This is a genomic window from Sphingomonas sp. IC081, assembly GCF_006874585.1.
Classification (GTDB): Bacteria; Pseudomonadota; Alphaproteobacteria; order Sphingomonadales; family Sphingomonadaceae; genus Novosphingobium.
Map to the genome: position 1 here is coordinate 1,673,453 of NZ_CP029761.1, position 15,246 is coordinate 1,688,698.

Annotated in this window: 16 protein-coding genes and 2 pseudogenes; 3 read left to right on the plus strand and 15 right to left on the minus strand. The window is 63.8% G+C overall.

The features are described 5' to 3' along the window. Window position 1: 1 nt before the first annotated feature. From nuoL to DM450_RS08140, 14 genes and pseudogenes are all read right to left on the minus strand, one after another. Window positions 2-2,098 (minus strand): NADH-quinone oxidoreductase subunit L, encoded by a 2,097-nt coding sequence (nuoL, locus tag DM450_RS08075; RefSeq protein WP_142633988.1) that lies wholly within the window; start codon window positions 2,096-2,098, stop codon window positions 2-4. Window positions 2,099-2,102: 4 nt separating this feature from the next. Then, window positions 2,103-2,408: an NADH-quinone oxidoreductase subunit NuoK gene (gene nuoK / locus DM450_RS08080; protein WP_142633990.1), complete on the minus strand. Its 306-nt coding sequence runs from the start codon at window positions 2,406-2,408 to the stop codon at window positions 2,103-2,105. Further along, window positions 2,405-3,022, minus strand: a complete 618-nt coding sequence (locus DM450_RS08085; RefSeq protein WP_142633992.1) for an NADH-quinone oxidoreductase subunit J — start codon at window positions 3,020-3,022, stop codon at window positions 2,405-2,407. The genes nuoK and DM450_RS08085 overlap by 4 nt, the downstream gene beginning before the upstream one ends. 12 nt (window positions 3,023-3,034) lie before the next feature. Further along, window positions 3,035-3,520 carry an NADH-quinone oxidoreductase subunit NuoI gene (nuoI, locus tag DM450_RS08090; RefSeq protein WP_142633994.1) on the minus strand — a complete coding sequence of 162 codons (486 nt, stop codon included), beginning with the start codon at window positions 3,518-3,520 and terminating at the stop codon, window positions 3,035-3,037. Then, window positions 3,517-4,563 carry an NADH-quinone oxidoreductase subunit NuoH gene (nuoH, locus tag DM450_RS08095; RefSeq protein ID WP_142633996.1) on the minus strand — a complete coding sequence of 349 codons (1,047 nt, stop codon included), beginning with the start codon at window positions 4,561-4,563 and terminating at the stop codon, window positions 3,517-3,519. Before nuoH ends, nuoI begins: the two co-directional genes overlap by 4 nt. Next, window positions 4,560-6,578, minus strand: a complete 2,019-nt coding sequence (gene nuoG / locus DM450_RS08100; protein ID WP_142633998.1) for an NADH-quinone oxidoreductase subunit NuoG — start codon at window positions 6,576-6,578, stop codon at window positions 4,560-4,562. Before nuoG ends, nuoH begins: the two co-directional genes overlap by 4 nt. Then, on the minus strand, window positions 6,578-7,879 hold the full coding sequence (gene nuoF, locus DM450_RS08105) for an NADH-quinone oxidoreductase subunit NuoF (protein ID WP_142634000.1): 1,302 nt from the start codon (window positions 7,877-7,879) through the stop codon (window positions 6,578-6,580). Before nuoF ends, nuoG begins: the two co-directional genes overlap by 1 nt. Continuing rightward, entirely contained in the window at window positions 7,879-8,547 is a 669-nt protein-coding gene (locus DM450_RS08110; protein ID WP_142634002.1) for an NAD(P)H-dependent oxidoreductase subunit E, read from the minus strand. The genes nuoF and DM450_RS08110 overlap by 1 nt, the downstream gene beginning before the upstream one ends. Next, entirely contained in the window at window positions 8,540-8,740 is a 201-nt protein-coding gene (locus DM450_RS08115) for a hypothetical protein (protein WP_142634004.1), read from the minus strand. The genes DM450_RS08110 and DM450_RS08115 overlap by 8 nt, the downstream gene beginning before the upstream one ends. Then, window positions 8,737-9,042 carry a nuclear transport factor 2 family protein gene (locus DM450_RS08120; protein WP_142637654.1) on the minus strand — a complete coding sequence of 102 codons (306 nt, stop codon included), beginning with the start codon at window positions 9,040-9,042 and terminating at the stop codon, window positions 8,737-8,739. Before DM450_RS08120 ends, DM450_RS08115 begins: the two co-directional genes overlap by 4 nt. A gap of 23 nt (window positions 9,043-9,065) precedes the next feature. Beyond that, window positions 9,066-10,271: an NADH-quinone oxidoreductase subunit D gene (locus DM450_RS08125; RefSeq protein WP_185928763.1), complete on the minus strand. Its 1,206-nt coding sequence runs from the start codon at window positions 10,269-10,271 to the stop codon at window positions 9,066-9,068. A gap of 20 nt (window positions 10,272-10,291) precedes the next feature. Beyond that, window positions 10,292-10,903 (minus strand): annotated as a pseudogene (locus tag DM450_RS08130) (NADH-quinone oxidoreductase subunit C); the annotation flags it as partial. Between the two features lie 8 nt (window positions 10,904-10,911). After that, on the minus strand, window positions 10,912-11,481 hold the full coding sequence (locus tag DM450_RS08135) for a NuoB/complex I 20 kDa subunit family protein (protein ID WP_142634010.1): 570 nt from the start codon (window positions 11,479-11,481) through the stop codon (window positions 10,912-10,914). Further along, window positions 11,478-11,852 (minus strand): NADH-quinone oxidoreductase subunit A, encoded by a 375-nt coding sequence (locus DM450_RS08140; protein WP_142634012.1) that lies wholly within the window; start codon window positions 11,850-11,852, stop codon window positions 11,478-11,480. The genes DM450_RS08135 and DM450_RS08140 overlap by 4 nt, the downstream gene beginning before the upstream one ends. A gap of 435 nt (window positions 11,853-12,287) precedes the next feature. On the opposite strand from DM450_RS08140, the gene DM450_RS08145 reads away from it, so the two are divergent. Then, window positions 12,288-13,481, plus strand: coding sequence for an acetyl-CoA C-acyltransferase (locus DM450_RS08145; protein WP_142634014.1), 1,194 nt, complete (start codon window positions 12,288-12,290; stop codon window positions 13,479-13,481). An 87-nt stretch (window positions 13,482-13,568) separates the two neighbouring features. Here the strand turns inward: DM450_RS08145 and DM450_RS08150 are convergent, their stop codons facing one another. Beyond that, window positions 13,569-14,078, minus strand: a complete 510-nt coding sequence (locus tag DM450_RS08150; RefSeq protein WP_142634016.1) for an SH3 domain-containing protein — start codon at window positions 14,076-14,078, stop codon at window positions 13,569-13,571. Between the two features lie 177 nt (window positions 14,079-14,255). Here DM450_RS08150 and DM450_RS26540 point away from each other — a divergent pair. Both DM450_RS26540 and DM450_RS26545 read left to right on the plus strand, forming a co-directional pair. Next, window positions 14,256-14,768: pseudogene (locus DM450_RS26540) on the plus strand (NAD(P)-dependent oxidoreductase); the annotation flags it as partial. A 103-nt stretch (window positions 14,769-14,871) separates the two neighbouring features. Continuing rightward, a complete protein-coding gene (locus tag DM450_RS26545) occupies window positions 14,872-15,189 on the plus strand; it encodes a 2-hydroxyacid dehydrogenase (RefSeq protein WP_409529354.1) in 318 nt (105 codons plus the stop codon). Window positions 15,190-15,246: the final 57 nt, after the last annotated feature.

A 15,246-nucleotide genomic window follows, 5' to 3' on the forward strand; every position in this document is an offset into this window, starting at 1 on the left:
CTTATCCCGCGATCACCCAGCTGATGGCGGCTACGACGCCGATCAGCATGACAAGAGCGTAGCTGTACAGATAGCCCGACTGGACCTTCTGCGCGTAAGTCGAACCCTTCGCGACCACCCAGGCCGCACCGTCGGGACCGAACTTGTCGATCACGCCGATATCCAGGACCTTCCAGAACACGTTGCCGAACCAGAAGGCGGGACGGACAAAGATCGTGTTGTAGAGTTCGTCGAACATCCACTTGCGGTACACGAAGGTGTAGACCGGCCCGAGCTGTGCGGCGACTGCCTTGGGGAACGAAAGGTTCTTCATGTAGCCGTACCATGCGGTCAGCAGGCCCAGCGCCATCACCGTGAACGGCGCCCACTTCACCCAGGTCGGGACGCCGTGCATGGCGTGGATCAGGTGTTCGTGGAAGACCAGAGCGCCCTTCCAGAACTCGCCCTCACCTTCCGAGACGAAGGCGTGCTGGAACACGTAACCGGCAAAGATCGCACCCATCGAGAGAATGATCAGCGGCAGCAGCATCACCAGCGGGCTTTCGTGCGGGTGGTAGCCACCCGTACCGTCGCCGTGCTGCGAATAGTCCGGACCGCGCGAACCGAGTTCGGGAGCGGCATGGGCATGCGCATCGTCTGCATGGTCGTCGTGCGCATGGGCATCATGGGCATGATCGTCGTGACCGTGTGCGTCATGAACGGCGTGCTGAACGTGCTCCGACTGGATCCAGCGCGGCTTGCCGAAGAAGGTCAGGAAGACCAGGCGCCACGAATAGAAGCTCGTCATGAGCGCGGCAGCGATGCCCATCCAGAAGGCGAAACCGCCAACCTGCGAGCCCGAACCGAAGGCCGCTTCAAGGATTGCGTCCTTCGAGTGGAAGCCTGCGAAACCGGCGAAACCAGCAACACCGACGCCGGTGATGGCCAGCGTACCCGCCGTCATCGCCCAGAAGGTAATCGGGATGTGCTTACGCAGACCGCCGTAGAAACGCATGTCCTGTTCGTGGTGCATCGAGTGGATGACCGAACCGGCACCGAGGAACAGCAGCGCCTTGAAGAAAGCGTGCGTGAACAGGTGGAACATGGCCGCGCCATAAGCGCCGACGCCAGCGGCGAAGAACATGTAGCCGAGCTGCGAGCAGGTCGAATACGCGATCACGCGCTTGATGTCCCACTGGGTGCAACCCACGGTGGCAGCAAAGAAGCAGGTGCAGGCGCCGACGAAAGCGACGATGTGCATCGCGGTTTCGCTGGTTTCGAACATCGGCGAGAGACGGCAGACCATGAAGACGCCGGCGGTGACCATGGTGGCCGCGTGGATCAGCGCCGACACCGGGGTCGGGCCTTCCATCGCGTCCGGAAGCCAGGTGTGCAGACCGAGCTGCGCCGACTTACCCATCGCGCCGATGAACAGCAGGATGCAGATCACCGTCATGGTGTCGAAACGGGCACCGAGGAAGCCGATGGTCGAACCGGCCATGCCGGGCGCGGCATGCAGGATCTCGGGGATCGAGACCGTGCCGAACACCAGATACGTACCGAAGATGCCGAGCATGAAGCCAAGGTCACCGACGCGGTTGACCACAAAGGCCTTGATCGCGGCAGCGCCGGCCGAAGGCTTGCGGAACCAGAAGCCGATCAGAAGGTACGAGGCCAGGCCCACGCCTTCCCAACCGAAGAACATCTGCACCAGGTTGTCCGCGGTCACCAGCATGAGCATGGCGAACGTGAACAGCGACAGGTACGCGAAGAAGCGCGGCTGATCCGGCTCCTCGCTCATGTAGCCCCACGAATAGAGATGCACGAGCGCGGAAACCGAGGTGATGACCACCAGCATGACGGCGGTCAGCGTGTCGACACGCAGTGCCCAGTCGAAGGTCATGGCGCCGGACTGGACCCACTTGAGGACCGGCACGACGCTGGCTTCGGCGTGACCGCCGAGGAACTGGAGGAAGATCGGCCAGGAGAGGGCGCACGACACGAAGAGTGCGCCCGTCGTGAGAGACTTCGCGGCGACGTTGCCGAGTTGCTTGTTACCCAGCCCGGCGATGATCGCTGCCAATAATGGCAGGAAGACGATGATCAGGATCGACTGCAAGGCCTTATCCCTTCATCCGGTTGACGTCGTCGACGGCAATGGTGCCGCGGCCACGGAAGTAGATCACGAGGATTGCAAGCCCCACTGCGGCCTCGCCGGCGGCAACCGTAAGCACGAACATCGCGAAGATCTGACCCGTGAGGTCGTGCAGGGCGGCGCTGAACGCGACGAGGTTAAGGTTGACCGCAAGCAGGATCAGTTCGATCGCCATGAGCAGAACGATGACGTTCTTGCGGTTGAGGAAGATGCCGAGGACGCCGAGCACGAAGAGGATCGAGCTCACGACCACGTAATGTTCGACGCCGATCACAGCTGAACCCCCTTGCCCACTTCGGGCTTGACGTTGACGGTCGCTTCGTCGGGACGACGGGCGATCTGCTTGCTGATCTTCTGGCCGCGCGTGTCCCCACGCTGACGATGGGTCAGCACGATGGCGCCGATCATCGCGACGAGCAGGATCAGGCCGGCGGCTTCGAACAGGAACAGGTAGCGGCTGTACATCAGCGCACCGATGGCTTCGATGTTCGTGGTGCCGGCAGGCGCGGCGCTGGTGCCGTCAGGCGTGCCGAGGATAAGGCTACCGGACTTGTAAGCACCGATACCCAGCACCATCTCGGCGAGAAGGACAACCGCGACCAGCAGGCCGAGCGGGAAGTTCTTGACGAACCCGGCCCGCAGTTCGGCGAAGTCGATGTCGAGCATCATGACGACGAAGAGGAACAGGACCGCAACGGCACCGACATAGACGATGACGAGCAGCATGGCGATGAACTCGGCGCCGGTGAGCACCATCAGCCCGGCCGCGTTGAAGAACGCCAGGATCAGGAACAGCACGGCGTGAACCGGGTTGCGCGAGAGGATCGTCGCGGCGGCCGACGCGATGGTCAGCACAGCGAACAGATAGAAGGCGATGGTCTGGATCATGTCCGCGGGCCCCTATCGATACGGCGCATCGGCTTCAAGGTTCGCGGCGATCGCACGCTCCCACTTGTCCCCGTTCGCCAGTAGCTTGGCCTTGTCATAGAGCAGTTCCTCACGCGTTTCGGTCGCGTATTCGAAGTTCGGCCCCTCGACGATGGCGTCCACCGGGCAGGCTTCCTGGCAGAAGCCGCAGTAGATGCACTTCGTCATGTCGATGTCGTAGCGCGTGGTGCGGCGCGAACCGTCTTCACGCGGTGCGGCTTCGATCGTGATCGCCTGCGCCGGGCAGATCGCCTCGCACAGCTTGCAGGCGATGCAGCGTTCCTCGCCGTTGGGATAACGGCGCAGGGCATGCTCACCACGGAAGCGCGGCGAAAGCGGGTTCTTCTCGAAGGGGTAGTTGATCGTCGCCTTGGGCTTGAAGAAGTACTTCAAGGTCAGCCAGTGCGCCTTCACGAACTCCCAGAGCGTGAAGCTCTTTATGAGTTGTCCGACGGTCATTGGAAGTGTCCGGTAGCCATGAGGTAGCCGCTGACGAGAACAACGAACAGCAGCGATACGGGCAGGAAGACCTTCCAGCCCAGGCGCATCAACTGGTCATAGCGGTACCGGGGAACGGTGGCCTTGATCCAGCTGAACACGAAGAAGAAGCCGAAAACCTTGATCAGGAACCAGATGAAGCCCGGAACGAGGTACAGCACGGGGATGTCGAGCGGCGGCAGCCAGCCACCCCAGAACAGCGTCGCGTTGAGCGCGCACATCAGGAGCACGTTGGCATATTCGCCCAGCCAGTAGGCGGCGAAGGCCATCGACGAGTATTCGGTCTGATAACCGGCGACGAGTTCCGATTCCGCTTCGGCAAGGTCGAAGGGAGCACGCTGCGTTTCCGCAAGGCTCGAAATCAGGAACATCACCCACATCGGGAACAGCAGCGGGTTCGCGGCGAACCCGTTGATGATGCCCAGCACATGGCCCTTCTGCGCCCAGACGATGTCGTTCATGTTGAACGTACCCGCCCAGAGAACGACGGTGATAAGGATGAAGCCGATCGAGACTTCATACGAGATCATCTGCGCCGAAGCGCGCATCGCGGAGAAGAACGGGTACTTCGAGTTCGAAGCCCAGCCCGCCATGATCGTGCCGTATACACCCAGCGAGCTGATCGCGAGGATGTAGAGCAGACCGATGTTGATGTTGGAAACGAAGGCGCCCGAATTGAACGGGATCACCGCCCAGGACAGCAGCGCCAGCGTGAAGGTCACCACCGGGGCGATCAGGAACAGGCCCTTGTTCGCCGCCGAAGGAATGATGGTTTCCTGAAGGAAGACCTTCAGACCGTCCGCGAAGGACTGGAGCAGACCGAACGGGCCGACCACGTTGGGACCACGGCGAAGCGCCATGGCGGCCCAGATCTTGCGGTCGACATAGATGATCATGGCCACGGCCAGCATCAGCGGCAGCGCGATGAGCAGGATGCCGCAGACGGTGGCGACAAACCACGCCCACTCGTAGCTCATCCCGAGAGTTTGGAAGAAAGCGGTCATTCCGCGGCCTCCGCCAGTTCTTCCCCGTGGAGGATTTCGGCCGAGCAGCGCTGCATGACGGCGCTCGCACGGGCGATCGGGTTGGTCATGTAGAAGTCCTTGATCGGATAGGCGATCTGACCGGCAGCGGAACCGCCGCCGAGGGGCAGAACGCTGCCGTAGTCGGCCAGACCTTCGCTGCCAAGTGCAGGAACTTCCGCGATCATTGCGTTTCGCAGTTGATCGAAGGTGTCGAAGCCGACGGTCACGCCGAAAGCATCGGCGAGCGCACGCAGGATCGTCCAGTCCTCACGGGCATCGCCCGGCGCGAACACGGCCTTGTCGGACCACTGCACGCGGCCTTCGGTGTTGACGTAAGTGCCTGCCTTTTCGGTGTAGGCCGAAGCCGGCAGGATCACGTCGGCCGCGTGGGCGCCCTTGTCGCCGTGGTGACCGATGTAGACGATCATCGAACCGGCGAACTGGGTGAAGTCCACTTCATCGGCGCCGAGCGCGAGCAGGACCTTGGGCTTGGCGGCGACGAGGTCGGCAATGCCGCCCTTCTGCGCGTAGCCCAGCATCAGGCCGCCCATGCGGGCTGCGGCCATGTGGAGGACATTGAAGCCGTTCCACTGGGTGCCGTCTTCAAGATCGCGCACGAGGTTGAACCGGGCCGCGAGCGCGAGGCCCGCTTCCAGACCGCCACGGCCGAGCGCCGCGCCGCCGAGGATGACCGCCGGACGCTTCGCGTTCGACAGCGCGTCGGCGACGTTCTGCGGCAGATTGCCAAGGACCGACAGGTCTTCGCCGAGGAACTCGCCGCCGAAAGTGGTTTCCCACTCAGGGCCGACGAGGAACACCTTGGCGCCGCGCTTCACCGCCTTGCGCAGGCGGACGTTGAGCAGCGGGGCTTCCCAGCGCACGTGGCTGCCCGCGATGAGGATCGCGTCAGCGCTCTCGATGCCCGAGAACGTGGTATTGAAGTTGACCGCGGCCAGGCTGCCCGTCGCATAATCCATCCCGGTCTGACGACCTTCGATGAGCGTCGAACCGAGCGCGCCGACCAGCTTCTTGGCCGCGAACATCGTTTCGCAATCGACCATGTCGCCAGCGACGGCGGCGATCGAGTTGCCCGGGTTCAGCGTGGCGATGGCGGCAAAGGCCTCGTTCCAGCTGACCGCGACGAGCTTGCCGTCACGGCGCAGGAACGGCTTGTCGAGACGGCGCTTGGTAAGCCCGTCGACCATGTAGCGCGCCTTGTCGCTGATCCATTCCTCGTTCACGTCGTCGTTGTTACGAGGAAGCACGCGCAGCACTTCGCGGCCGCGCGCATCGACGCGGATGTTGGCGCCGGTGGCGTCCGACACGTCGATGCCCAGCGTCTTCTTGAGTTCCCAGGGACGGGCCTCGAAGGCGTAGGGACGCGAGGTGAGCGCGCCGACCGGGCACAAGTCGATCACGTTGGCCGACATCTCGTGCTTGGCAGCATGTTCGAGATAGGTCGTGATCTGCATGTTCTCGCCGCGATAGAGCGCGCCGATCTCGTCCACGCCGGCGATCTCTTCCGAGAAACGCACGCAGCGGGTGCAATGGATGCAGCGCGTCATCGTCGTCTTGATGAGCGGGCCCATGTACTTTTCAGTGACCGCGCGCTTGTTCTCGTCGTAGCGCGAAGCGCCGCGACCGTAAGCGACCGACTGGTCCTGAAGGTCGCACTCGCCGCCCTGATCGCAGATCGGGCAGTCGAGCGGGTGGTTGATGAGGAGAAACTCCATCACCCCTTCCCGCGCCTTCTTGACCATTTCGGAATCCGTGCGGATTTCCTGGCCTTCGGCCGCCGGAAGCGCGCACGAAGCCTGGGGCTTGGGCGGTCCGGGCTTCACTTCGACCAGGCACATGCGGCAGTTGCCGGCGATGCTCAGGCGTTCATGGTAGCAAAAGCGCGGGATTTCCTTGCCGGCAAGCTCACAGGCCTGCAGCACGGTTGCGCCGGTGGGGACGTCGATCTCGACGCCGTCGACTTTGACCTTGGGCATTACTCGGCAGCCTCGCGGACGTTTTCGGCGATCCGGCGCTCAAGCTCCGGACGGAAATGACGGATCAGGCCCTGGATCGGCCACGCCGCAGCGTCGCCCAGAGCGCAGATGGTGTGGCCTTCGACCTGCTTGGTCACCTGCTGCAGCATGTCGATTTCCTCGACTTGCGCATCGCCGGTGCGCAGGCGCTCCATCACGCGCCACATCCAGCCCGTGCCCTCGCGGCAGGGGGTGCACTGACCGCAGGACTCGTGCTTGTAGAAGTACGAGATGCGGCTGATGGCGCGGACGATGTCGGTGGACTTGTCCATGACGATGACGGCCGCGGTACCGAGGCCCGAACCGACAGCGCGCAGCCCGTCGAAGTCCATCGGCGCGTCCCAGATCTCGGCAGCCGGCACCAGCGGAACCGAGGAACCGCCGGGGATGACCGCCAGCAGGTTGTCCTTGCCGCCGCGAATGCCGCCGCAGTGACGCTCGATCAGCTCGCTGAACGGGATCGACATCTCTTCCTCGACCACGCAGGGACGGTTCACGTGCCCGCTGATCTGGAAGAGCTTGGTGCCCTTGTTGTTCTCACGGCCGAAGCTGGAGAACCATGCAGCGCCGCGACGCAGGATCGTCGGCGCGACGGCGATCGATTCCACGTTGTTCACGGTAGTCGGGCAGCCATAGAGGCCCGCGCCGGCCGGGAACGGCGGCTTCAGGCGGGGCTGGCCCTTCTTGCCTTCGAGGCTTTCGATCATCGCGGTTTCTTCGCCGCAGATGTAGGCGCCAGCGCCGCGGTGGACAAAGACGTCGAAATCGTAGCCCGAACCGCAAGCGTTCTTGCCGAGCAGGCCGGCTGCGTAAGCCTCTTCACGCGCCGCGAACAGCGTTTCTGCCTCGCGGATGTATTCGCCGCGAATGTAGATGTAGGCCGCGCGCGCACCCATTGCGAAGCCCGCGACCAGCGCGCCTTCGAACAGCAGGTGCGGGTCGTGACGCATGATCTCGCGATCCTTGCACGAACCCGGTTCGGATTCGTCCGCGTTGATCACGAGGAAGCTGGGCTTGGGATTGCCGTTCTGGTCGAGCGGCGGCTGCTTGGGCATGAAGGACCACTTCATGCCGGTCGGGAAGCCCGCACCGCCGCGGCCACGCAGACCCGAAGCCTTCATCTCGTCGATGATGGCCTCGCGGCCGCGCTCGATCAGCGCCTTGGTGTTGTCCCAGGCGCCGCGCGCCTGCGCTTCCTTCAGGTTCCACGGCTGATAGCCGTAGAGGTTGGTGAAGATGCGATCCTTATCGAGGAGAGCCATTACCACTCACTCCGATAGTCATGGTTTTCGGTGATCATGGCCGCCAGGCTGGTCGGCTCGCCCACCGGTTCGACGGTGTGACGGGCAGGATCCTGTGTGCCGGCCTTGGGCGTTTCACCACGTGCCAGCGCGTCGAGCACCGCGTTGAGGCGCTCCGACGTGAGGTCTTCGTAGTTGTCGTCGTTGATCTGGACCATCGGCGCCGAGGCGCAGTTGCCCATGCACTCGACCTCGGTGAACGACCACAAGCCGTCCTCCGAGATGTGGCCCTTCTTCATGCCGCGCGACTTGCAGGTCGCCAGCAGATCGTCGGACCCGCGCAGCATGCACGGCGTGGTGCCGCAGACCTGCACGTGGAAGCGGCCGATCGGCGCGATGTTGTACATCGTGTAGAAGGTCGCGACCTCGACAACGCGGATGATCGGCATGTCGAGATAGGCGGCGATGTATTCCATCACCGGGATCGGCAGCCAGCCCTGCGTGTTCTCTTCCGCGCCAACCTGACGCTGGGCGAGATCGAGCAGCGGCATCACGGCCGAGCGCTGGCGCCCTTCCGGATAACGCGCGACGACTTCCTTCGCCTTCTCGGCGTTTTCGGAAGTCCAGGCGAAATTGCCCCAACGGGCCCGAAGTTCGGGCGTGTCGGGTTCGATATAGCGGTCAGCCATGCTTACCCCTGCGCTTCAGCCACTGGTCCTGGCCGAAAAGAAACAATTCGAAACCGCCGATCGCGGTCACCAGCATCGGCAGGGCGCCGGTGGGCTGGAGATCGAGATAGACGGCGGCAAAATACCACACCGCAAGGGCCACACCGGTGACGGCGGCCCAGATGCGGATCAGTTCGAGCGTGTTGAATTTCATCGGATGAACTCAACCCGCGAGCACTTGTCGCCCTCGAAGCTGTACACCGACATGACTTCGAAGGGCTCCGCGCTCGCCGAACGGAACACACGCTCGTGCAGGACGACATATTCGCCCAGTTCGTAGGACGAGAGGATGTCCGCGCGGTTCTCGGGGAACTCGGCGAACATCTTCTTCAGCCCCTCGCGGGTGCCTTCCTTGCCTTCGCGAACGACCGCGCCGCGATAGCCCGCCTCACATGCGTCGTCGGTCATGAGAGCGACGTAAGCATCGGCGTCCTGCGCGTTATAGTGCGCGATCATCAGCTCGGCGGTAGCGAGGCGGCTCAACGGTCGCACTCCCCGAACACCACGTCGATGGCGCCCAGAATGGCGGTCGCGTCGGGGAGCATGTGCCCCTTCGACATGAAGTCCATCGCCTGAAGGTGCGAGAAGGCGGTCGGGCGGATCTTGCAGCGGTACGGCTTGTTCGAGCCGTCCGACACCAGATAGACGCCGAATTCGCCCTTCGGGCTTTCCGTGGCGACGTAGACTTCACCCGCCGGGACGTGGAAGCCTTCGGTGTAGAGCTTGAAGTGATGGATCAGCGATTCCATCGACTGCTTCATCTCGCCGCGCTTGGGGGGAACCACCTTGCGGTCGGACGAAGCCACCGGGCCCTCGGGCATCTGCGCCAGGCACTGCTTCATGATCCGGGCCGACTGGCGCACTTCCTCGACGCGGACCATGAAGCGGTCGTAGCAGTCCGAGTTGGTGCCGACGGGGATCTCGAAGTCCATGCGGTCATAGACGTCGTAGGGCTGCGACTTGCGGATATCCCAAGGGATGCCCGCGCCGCGGATCATCGGGCCCGAGAAGCCCCAGGCCAGCGCATCTTCCTTGCTGACCAGCGCGATGTCGACATTGCGCTGCTTGAAGATGCGGTTGTCGACCACGAGGCTCATCGCGTCCTCGAACAGCTCCGGCAAGCGGGTGTCGAGCCAGTCGGCGATGTCGGTCAGCAGCTTGAGCGGCACGTCCTGGTGGACGCCGCCGGGGCGGAACCAGGCCGAGTGCATGCGCGCGCCCGACGCGCGTTCGAAGAAGTTGAGGCAGTCCTCGCGGATTTCGAACAGCCACAGGTTCGGGGTCATCGCGCCCACGTCCATGACGTGCGAGCCGATGTTGAGCATGTGGTTGCAGATGCGGGTCAGCTCGGCGAACAGCACGCGCAGGTACTGCGCGCGGATCGGAACCTCGAGGTTGAGCAGCTTCTCGACCGCCAGGACGTAGGAATGCTCCATGCCCAGCGGCGAACAGTAGTCCAGACGGTCGAAATAGGGCAGCGCCTGGAGGTACGTCTTGTGCTCGATCAGCTTCTCGGTGCCGCGATGCAGCAGGCCAACGTGCGGGTCGATGCGCTCGATGATCTCGCCATCGAGTTCCATGACCATGCGCAGAACGCCGTGAGCCGCAGGGTGCTGCGGACCGAAGTTGATCGTGTAGTTGGTGATGACTTCGTCGCCGGTGGTGGGCGACTGCTCAAGCAACATGCTCACTTCGCCTCTCCTTCGGCCTTTTCATCGCCCGGGAGCACGTATTCGGCGCCTTCCCATGGGCTCATGAAGTCGAACTGGCGCAGATCCTGCGCAAGCTTGACCGGCTCGTAGACCACGCGCTGTTCCTCTTCCGAGTAACGCAGCTCGACATGGCCGGTGAGCGGGAAGTCCTTGCGGAACGGGTGCCCTTCGAAGCCATAGTCGGTCAGGATGCGGCGCAGGTCCGGGTTGCCGGCGAAGATCACGCCGTACATGTCGAACACTTCGCGCTCCAGCCAGCCCGCGTTGGGCCAAAGCGTGGTCACGGTCGGCACCGGGGTGTTCTCGGCGGCGTTCACCTTCACCATCAGGCGATGGTTCTTCGTCACCGAAAGCAGCATGTAGACGACTTCGAAACGCTCCGGACGCGACGGGAAGTCGACACCGGCCATTTCCATCATCTGCTGGTATTCGTGATGGTCACGCAGCAGGCGAAGGGCGTTTTCGATCTGGTCGCGCACAACGGTGAGCACGACTTCGCCGTGTTCTTCCTTGGCCGCGACGACCATGTCACCAAGTGCGGCCGAGAGCGTCTCGATCACACCTTCATTCGAAGCGAACTTCGGGGCGGAATGCAGAACGGTCATCGTCGTCCTTACCTATCGAGCGCGCCGACGCGGCGGATCTTGCGCTGCAACTGCATCACGCCATAGAGCAGCGCTTCTGCGGTCGGCGGGCAGCCCGGCACGTAGATGTCGACCGGGACGATCCGGTCGCAACCGCGCACGACGCTGTAGCTGTAGTGATAGTAACCGCCGCCGTTGGCGCACGAGCCCATCGAGATGACGTACTTCGGGTCCGACATCTGGTCGTAGACCTTGCGGAGCGCCGGAGCCATCTTGTTGCACAGCGTGCCGGCCACGATCATCACGTCCGACTGGCGCGGGGACGCACGCGGCGCGACACCGAAGCGCTCCATGTCGTAACGCGGCATGTTCACGTGGATCATCTCGACCGCGCAGCAGGCGAGGCCGAAGGTCATCCACCACAGCGAGCCGGTACGGGCCCACTGGAACAGCTCCTCGGTCGAGGTGACGAGGAAGCCCTTGTCGGACACTTCCTGATTGAGGTCCTTGAAGAAGGACTGATCGGGCGGCGTGATCGCACCGCCCTGGCTTGCGGCCGGCGCCAGGGGCTGGCCGGCAGAGTTCACGAGAGTGCTCATTCCCAGTCCAGAGCTCCCTTCTTCCATGCATAGGCGAGGCCGATGGCCAGTTCACCGAGGAACACCATCATCGTCAGCCAGCCGGCCCAGCCGGTCAGCTTGAGCGACACGGCCCAGGGGAACAGGAATGCGGCTTCAAGGTCGAAGACGATGAAAAGGATCGCCACGAGATAGAAGCGCACGTCGAACTGGCTGCGCGGGTCTTCGAATGCGGGGAAGCCGCATTCATACTCGCTGTTCTTGTCGGCACTCGGGTTGTGGGTGCCGGTCAGGCGCGAGACGGCCAGCGGCAGGAGCACGATCACCGACGAGAGCGCGAGCGCGATCACGAGGAAGATCAGAATCGGCAGGTATTGTGACAGATCAGTCAATGGTTCTGGCCTCATACCGGATTACGGCAGCCGGACTCATGCCAATGGCAACGCCCGGTCGTTGCGGGCGTCCTTAGGACAGCCCTCCCCCTATCGCAAGGTGTCCGAGCGGAATAATCGGCCCAAGTTCGTTGCATTGCAACGCATTCGCAACAAGCCACTCTCCAGACATCTATCGCCATGATCCGGCATCATCCGGAAACCCAAGGAGCGCCGCGGGATCGGCCCCTGTTTCGCCCGGCAAGCCCTATCGCCTTACAGATGCAAGATTTCGCAGCCAGATTGCATAAAAAGGTGCCCGGAACAGTGGCCCAACGCCGTGGGGATGGAGCATCCTCGCCACCGTTAACGCCAGAGTCGCCAATTGCAATTGATGCAGCGCAACACTAGTTCACTTGCCAAGGATACCTGTTTCCCAGCGTGAAAGGCATAATAATGGCCCAAATCTCGGCTTCGGACCCAATTGTCATTCTCTCTTACGCGCGCACCCCGATGGGCGGCCTGCAAGGCTCGCTCGCGGAGGTCTCGGCAACCGATCTCGGTGCAACCGCGGTAAAGGCCGCGGTCGAGCGCGCCGGCGTTGCCGGTGACGACATCGAACGCATCTACATGGGCTGCGTGCTGCCGGCAGGTCTCGGCCAGGCCCCTGCCCGCCAGGCCGCTCTCAAGGCCGGCCTGCCGAAGTCGGTCCAGGCCACCACCGTCAACAAGGTCTGCGGCTCGGGCATGCAGACGGTGATCATGGGGGCCGAGGCGCTCGCCTCCGGCTCGCTCGACGTGATCATCGCCGGCGGCATGGAATCGATGACCAATGCGCCGTACCTGTCGAAGAAGCACCGCTCGGGCGCCCGCGCCGGCCATGACACCCTTTACGATCACATGTTCCTCGACGGCCTCGAAGACGCCTACGAAGGCGGCTCGATGGGGTCGTTCGCCCAGGTGACCGCCGACGAGTACCAGCTGACCCGCGAAAACCAGGACGACTACTCGATCGAATCCCTGCGCCGCGCGCAGGAAGCCATCGCCAACGGTTCGTTCAACGGTGAAGTCGTCCCCGTCACCGTCAAGACCCGCAAGGGCGACCTGGTTATCGACACCGACGAGCAGCCGCCCAAGGGCAACCCGGACAAGATCCGTACGCTGCGCGCCGCCTTCGCCAAGGACGGCACGATCACCGCCGCCACCTCCAGCTCGATCTCGGACGGCGCCGCCGCCGTGGTCATGACCCGCAAGAGCGTGGCCGAGGCCAAGGGCCTTGCCCCGGTCGCCACCGTCGTCGGTGTCGCCGCCCACGCGCAGGAACCGGCAAAGTTCACCACCGCCCCGGTCGGCGCCATCACCAAGCTGATGGACAAGGTGGGCTGGCAGCTTTCGGACGTCGACCTGTTCGAAGTCAACGAGGCCTTCGCCTGCGTCGCCATGTTTGCCATGCACGACCTCGGCATTCCGCATGACAAGGTGAACGTCCACGGCGGCGCCACCGCGCTCGGCCACCCGATCGGCGCCTCGGGCACCCGCATCATCGTCACCCTCATCAATGCCCTGAAGGAAAAGGGCCTGAAGAAGGGTGTCGCCTCGCTGTGCATCGGCGGCGGCGAAGCCACGGCGATCGCGGTCGAACTGGCCTGATCGCCAACGACCCGATCCCAAAAAAGAAAACCTCGCCGGAAACGGCGAGGTTTTCTTTTTTCAGGCCATGCGATTCCGCCGGAACGCTCAGGGTGCGCCGGTGCCCCACAGCTGCTCCTGTTCGACAAACCCCTTGTGCCCGGCAACATCGAACGGACACCAGCCGTTCTTGCAATCCCCCAGCACGCCGACGACCCCAGACTCGATGCGCCAGAGCATCGGCGATGTGCGACTGGGCTCGGCATGCATCTCCACCGGTGCCTTGGAGCGCACCATCGCCGCGCGCTGACGCGACAGCAGCAGGTCGCGCATCCAGCCCTGCGTTCCGTCCGGATCCTCGACAAAACGCCATGGCCCTTCGCGGCGGATCACTTTCACCGGCAGATGCGGCCGCCGGTAGACCCAGTCGATCCGGTACGATTCGCCCGGCCCCACCCGCAAGTTGGCAAGGTCGGCATCGATCGAGGCCCAGTACGGCACCTTGTCATCCTCCGCCCCGGCCGGTGCGGCCGCGAATGCGGCAAGCGCGCCCGCAAGAACTGCCACGGTAAAGGCGCGTGCGCCCTTGCGGGCACGGAAAGCGGTTGGGATAGTCATGGCGCTTTCATACCTTGCTCCCCCGCGCCGCTTCAAGGCCGCTTGACCGGGAGCCTGTGGAAGGCATAGCCCGTCAGGGCGATGACTCTGGTGACCGAAACCGATCTTGCCCACCGCCATGGCGACCGCCCCCGCGTGATCCTGACGCGGCGCCTTCTGCCCGAGGTGGAAGCGCGCATGGCCGAACTGTTCGAACTCGTCGCCAATCCGGGCGATCTCGCGATGTCACGCGAGCAACTCGCAGCCGCGATGAGCGACTGCGACGTGCTGGTTCCCACGGTAACCGATCGCATCGACGCCGAACTGATCGCCGCAGCCGGAACGCGACTCGGGCTGATCGCCAACTTCGGCGCCGGCACCGAACATATCGACATAGACGCTGCGCGGGCGCGCGGGATCGTCGTCACCAACACTCCCAGCGTCTTCACCGACGACACCGCCGACCTGACGATGGCGCTGATCCTCTTCGTAATGCGGCGTTTCGGCGAAAATGCACAGGTCCTGCGGCGCGGCGCGTGGTCGGGCTGGGGTCCCTCGGCAATGCTGGGAAGCGCGCTGTCCGGCAAACGGCTCGGCATCGTCGGCATGGGGCGGATCGGCCAGGCCGTCGCCCACCGCGCCCGCGCTTTCGGACTGGAGGTGACCTATCACAACCGCCGCCGCCTGCCGACCGCACTCGAAACCATGTTCGGCGCCCGTTACGAAGCCGACCTCGACCGCCTGATCGCCGAAAGCGACATCCTCACCCTGCATTGCCCTGCATTGCCCGGCCCTGCCCGGCGGCGCGGCGCTGATGGATGCCCGCCGCCTCGCCGCGATGAAGCCCACCGCATGTCTGATCAACACCGGGCGCGGGCAACTGGTCGACGAACCGGCGCTGATCGACGCGCTTGCAAACGGCCGCATCGCCGGCGCGGGCCTCGACGTGTTTGCCAACGAGCCGCGGGTCGATCCGCGGCTGCTCGCACTGCCCAACCTCGTCGCCCTGCCCCATCTCGGCAGCGCCACCCACGAGGGGCGCGGCGCCGCTGGCGAAAAGATCATCGCCAACATCCGCTTCTGGGTCGACGGCCACCGCCCGCCGGACCAGGTCCTCCCGCAACTGTCCTGATCGGGCTTTTACCTAACCTGCTTGCGCCCTGCATGCGCTTGTCTATGCACGACTTCC

Coding starts and splice junctions, on each gene's coding strand:
- DM450_RS08085 (WP_142633992.1), bottom strand. CDS start 3,022: ATGATCCAGACCATCGCCTTCTATCTGTTCGCTGTGCTGACCATCGCG.
- nuoI (WP_142633994.1), bottom strand. CDS start 3,520: ATGACCGTCGGACAACTCATAAAGAGCTTCACGCTCTGGGAGTTCGTG.
- nuoH (WP_142633996.1), bottom strand. CDS start 4,563: ATGACCGCTTTCTTCCAAACTCTCGGGATGAGCTACGAGTGGGCGTGG.
- nuoG (WP_142633998.1), bottom strand. CDS start 6,578: ATGCCCAAGGTCAAAGTCGACGGCGTCGAGATCGACGTCCCCACCGGC.
- nuoF (WP_142634000.1), bottom strand. CDS start 7,879: ATGGCTCTCCTCGATAAGGATCGCATCTTCACCAACCTCTACGGCTAT.
- DM450_RS08110 (WP_142634002.1), bottom strand. CDS start 8,547: ATGGCTGACCGCTATATCGAACCCGACACGCCCGAACTTCGGGCCCGT.
- DM450_RS08115 (WP_142634004.1), bottom strand. CDS start 8,740: ATGAAATTCAACACGCTCGAACTGATCCGCATCTGGGCCGCCGTCACC.
- DM450_RS08120 (WP_142637654.1), bottom strand. CDS start 9,042: ATGATCGCGCACTATAACGCGCAGGACGCCGATGCTTACGTCGCTCTC.
- DM450_RS08125 (WP_185928763.1), bottom strand. CDS start 10,271: ATGTTGCTTGAGCAGTCGCCCACCACCGGCGACGAAGTCATCACCAAC.
- DM450_RS08135 (WP_142634010.1), bottom strand. CDS start 11,481: ATGAGCACTCTCGTGAACTCTGCCGGCCAGCCCCTGGCGCCGGCCGCA.
- DM450_RS08145 (WP_142634014.1), top strand. CDS start 12,288: ATGGCCCAAATCTCGGCTTCGGACCCAATTGTCATTCTCTCTTACGCG.
- DM450_RS08150 (WP_142634016.1), bottom strand. CDS start 14,078: ATGACTATCCCAACCGCTTTCCGTGCCCGCAAGGGCGCACGCGCCTTT.
- DM450_RS26545 (WP_409529354.1), top strand. CDS start 14,872: ATGGATGCCCGCCGCCTCGCCGCGATGAAGCCCACCGCATGTCTGATC.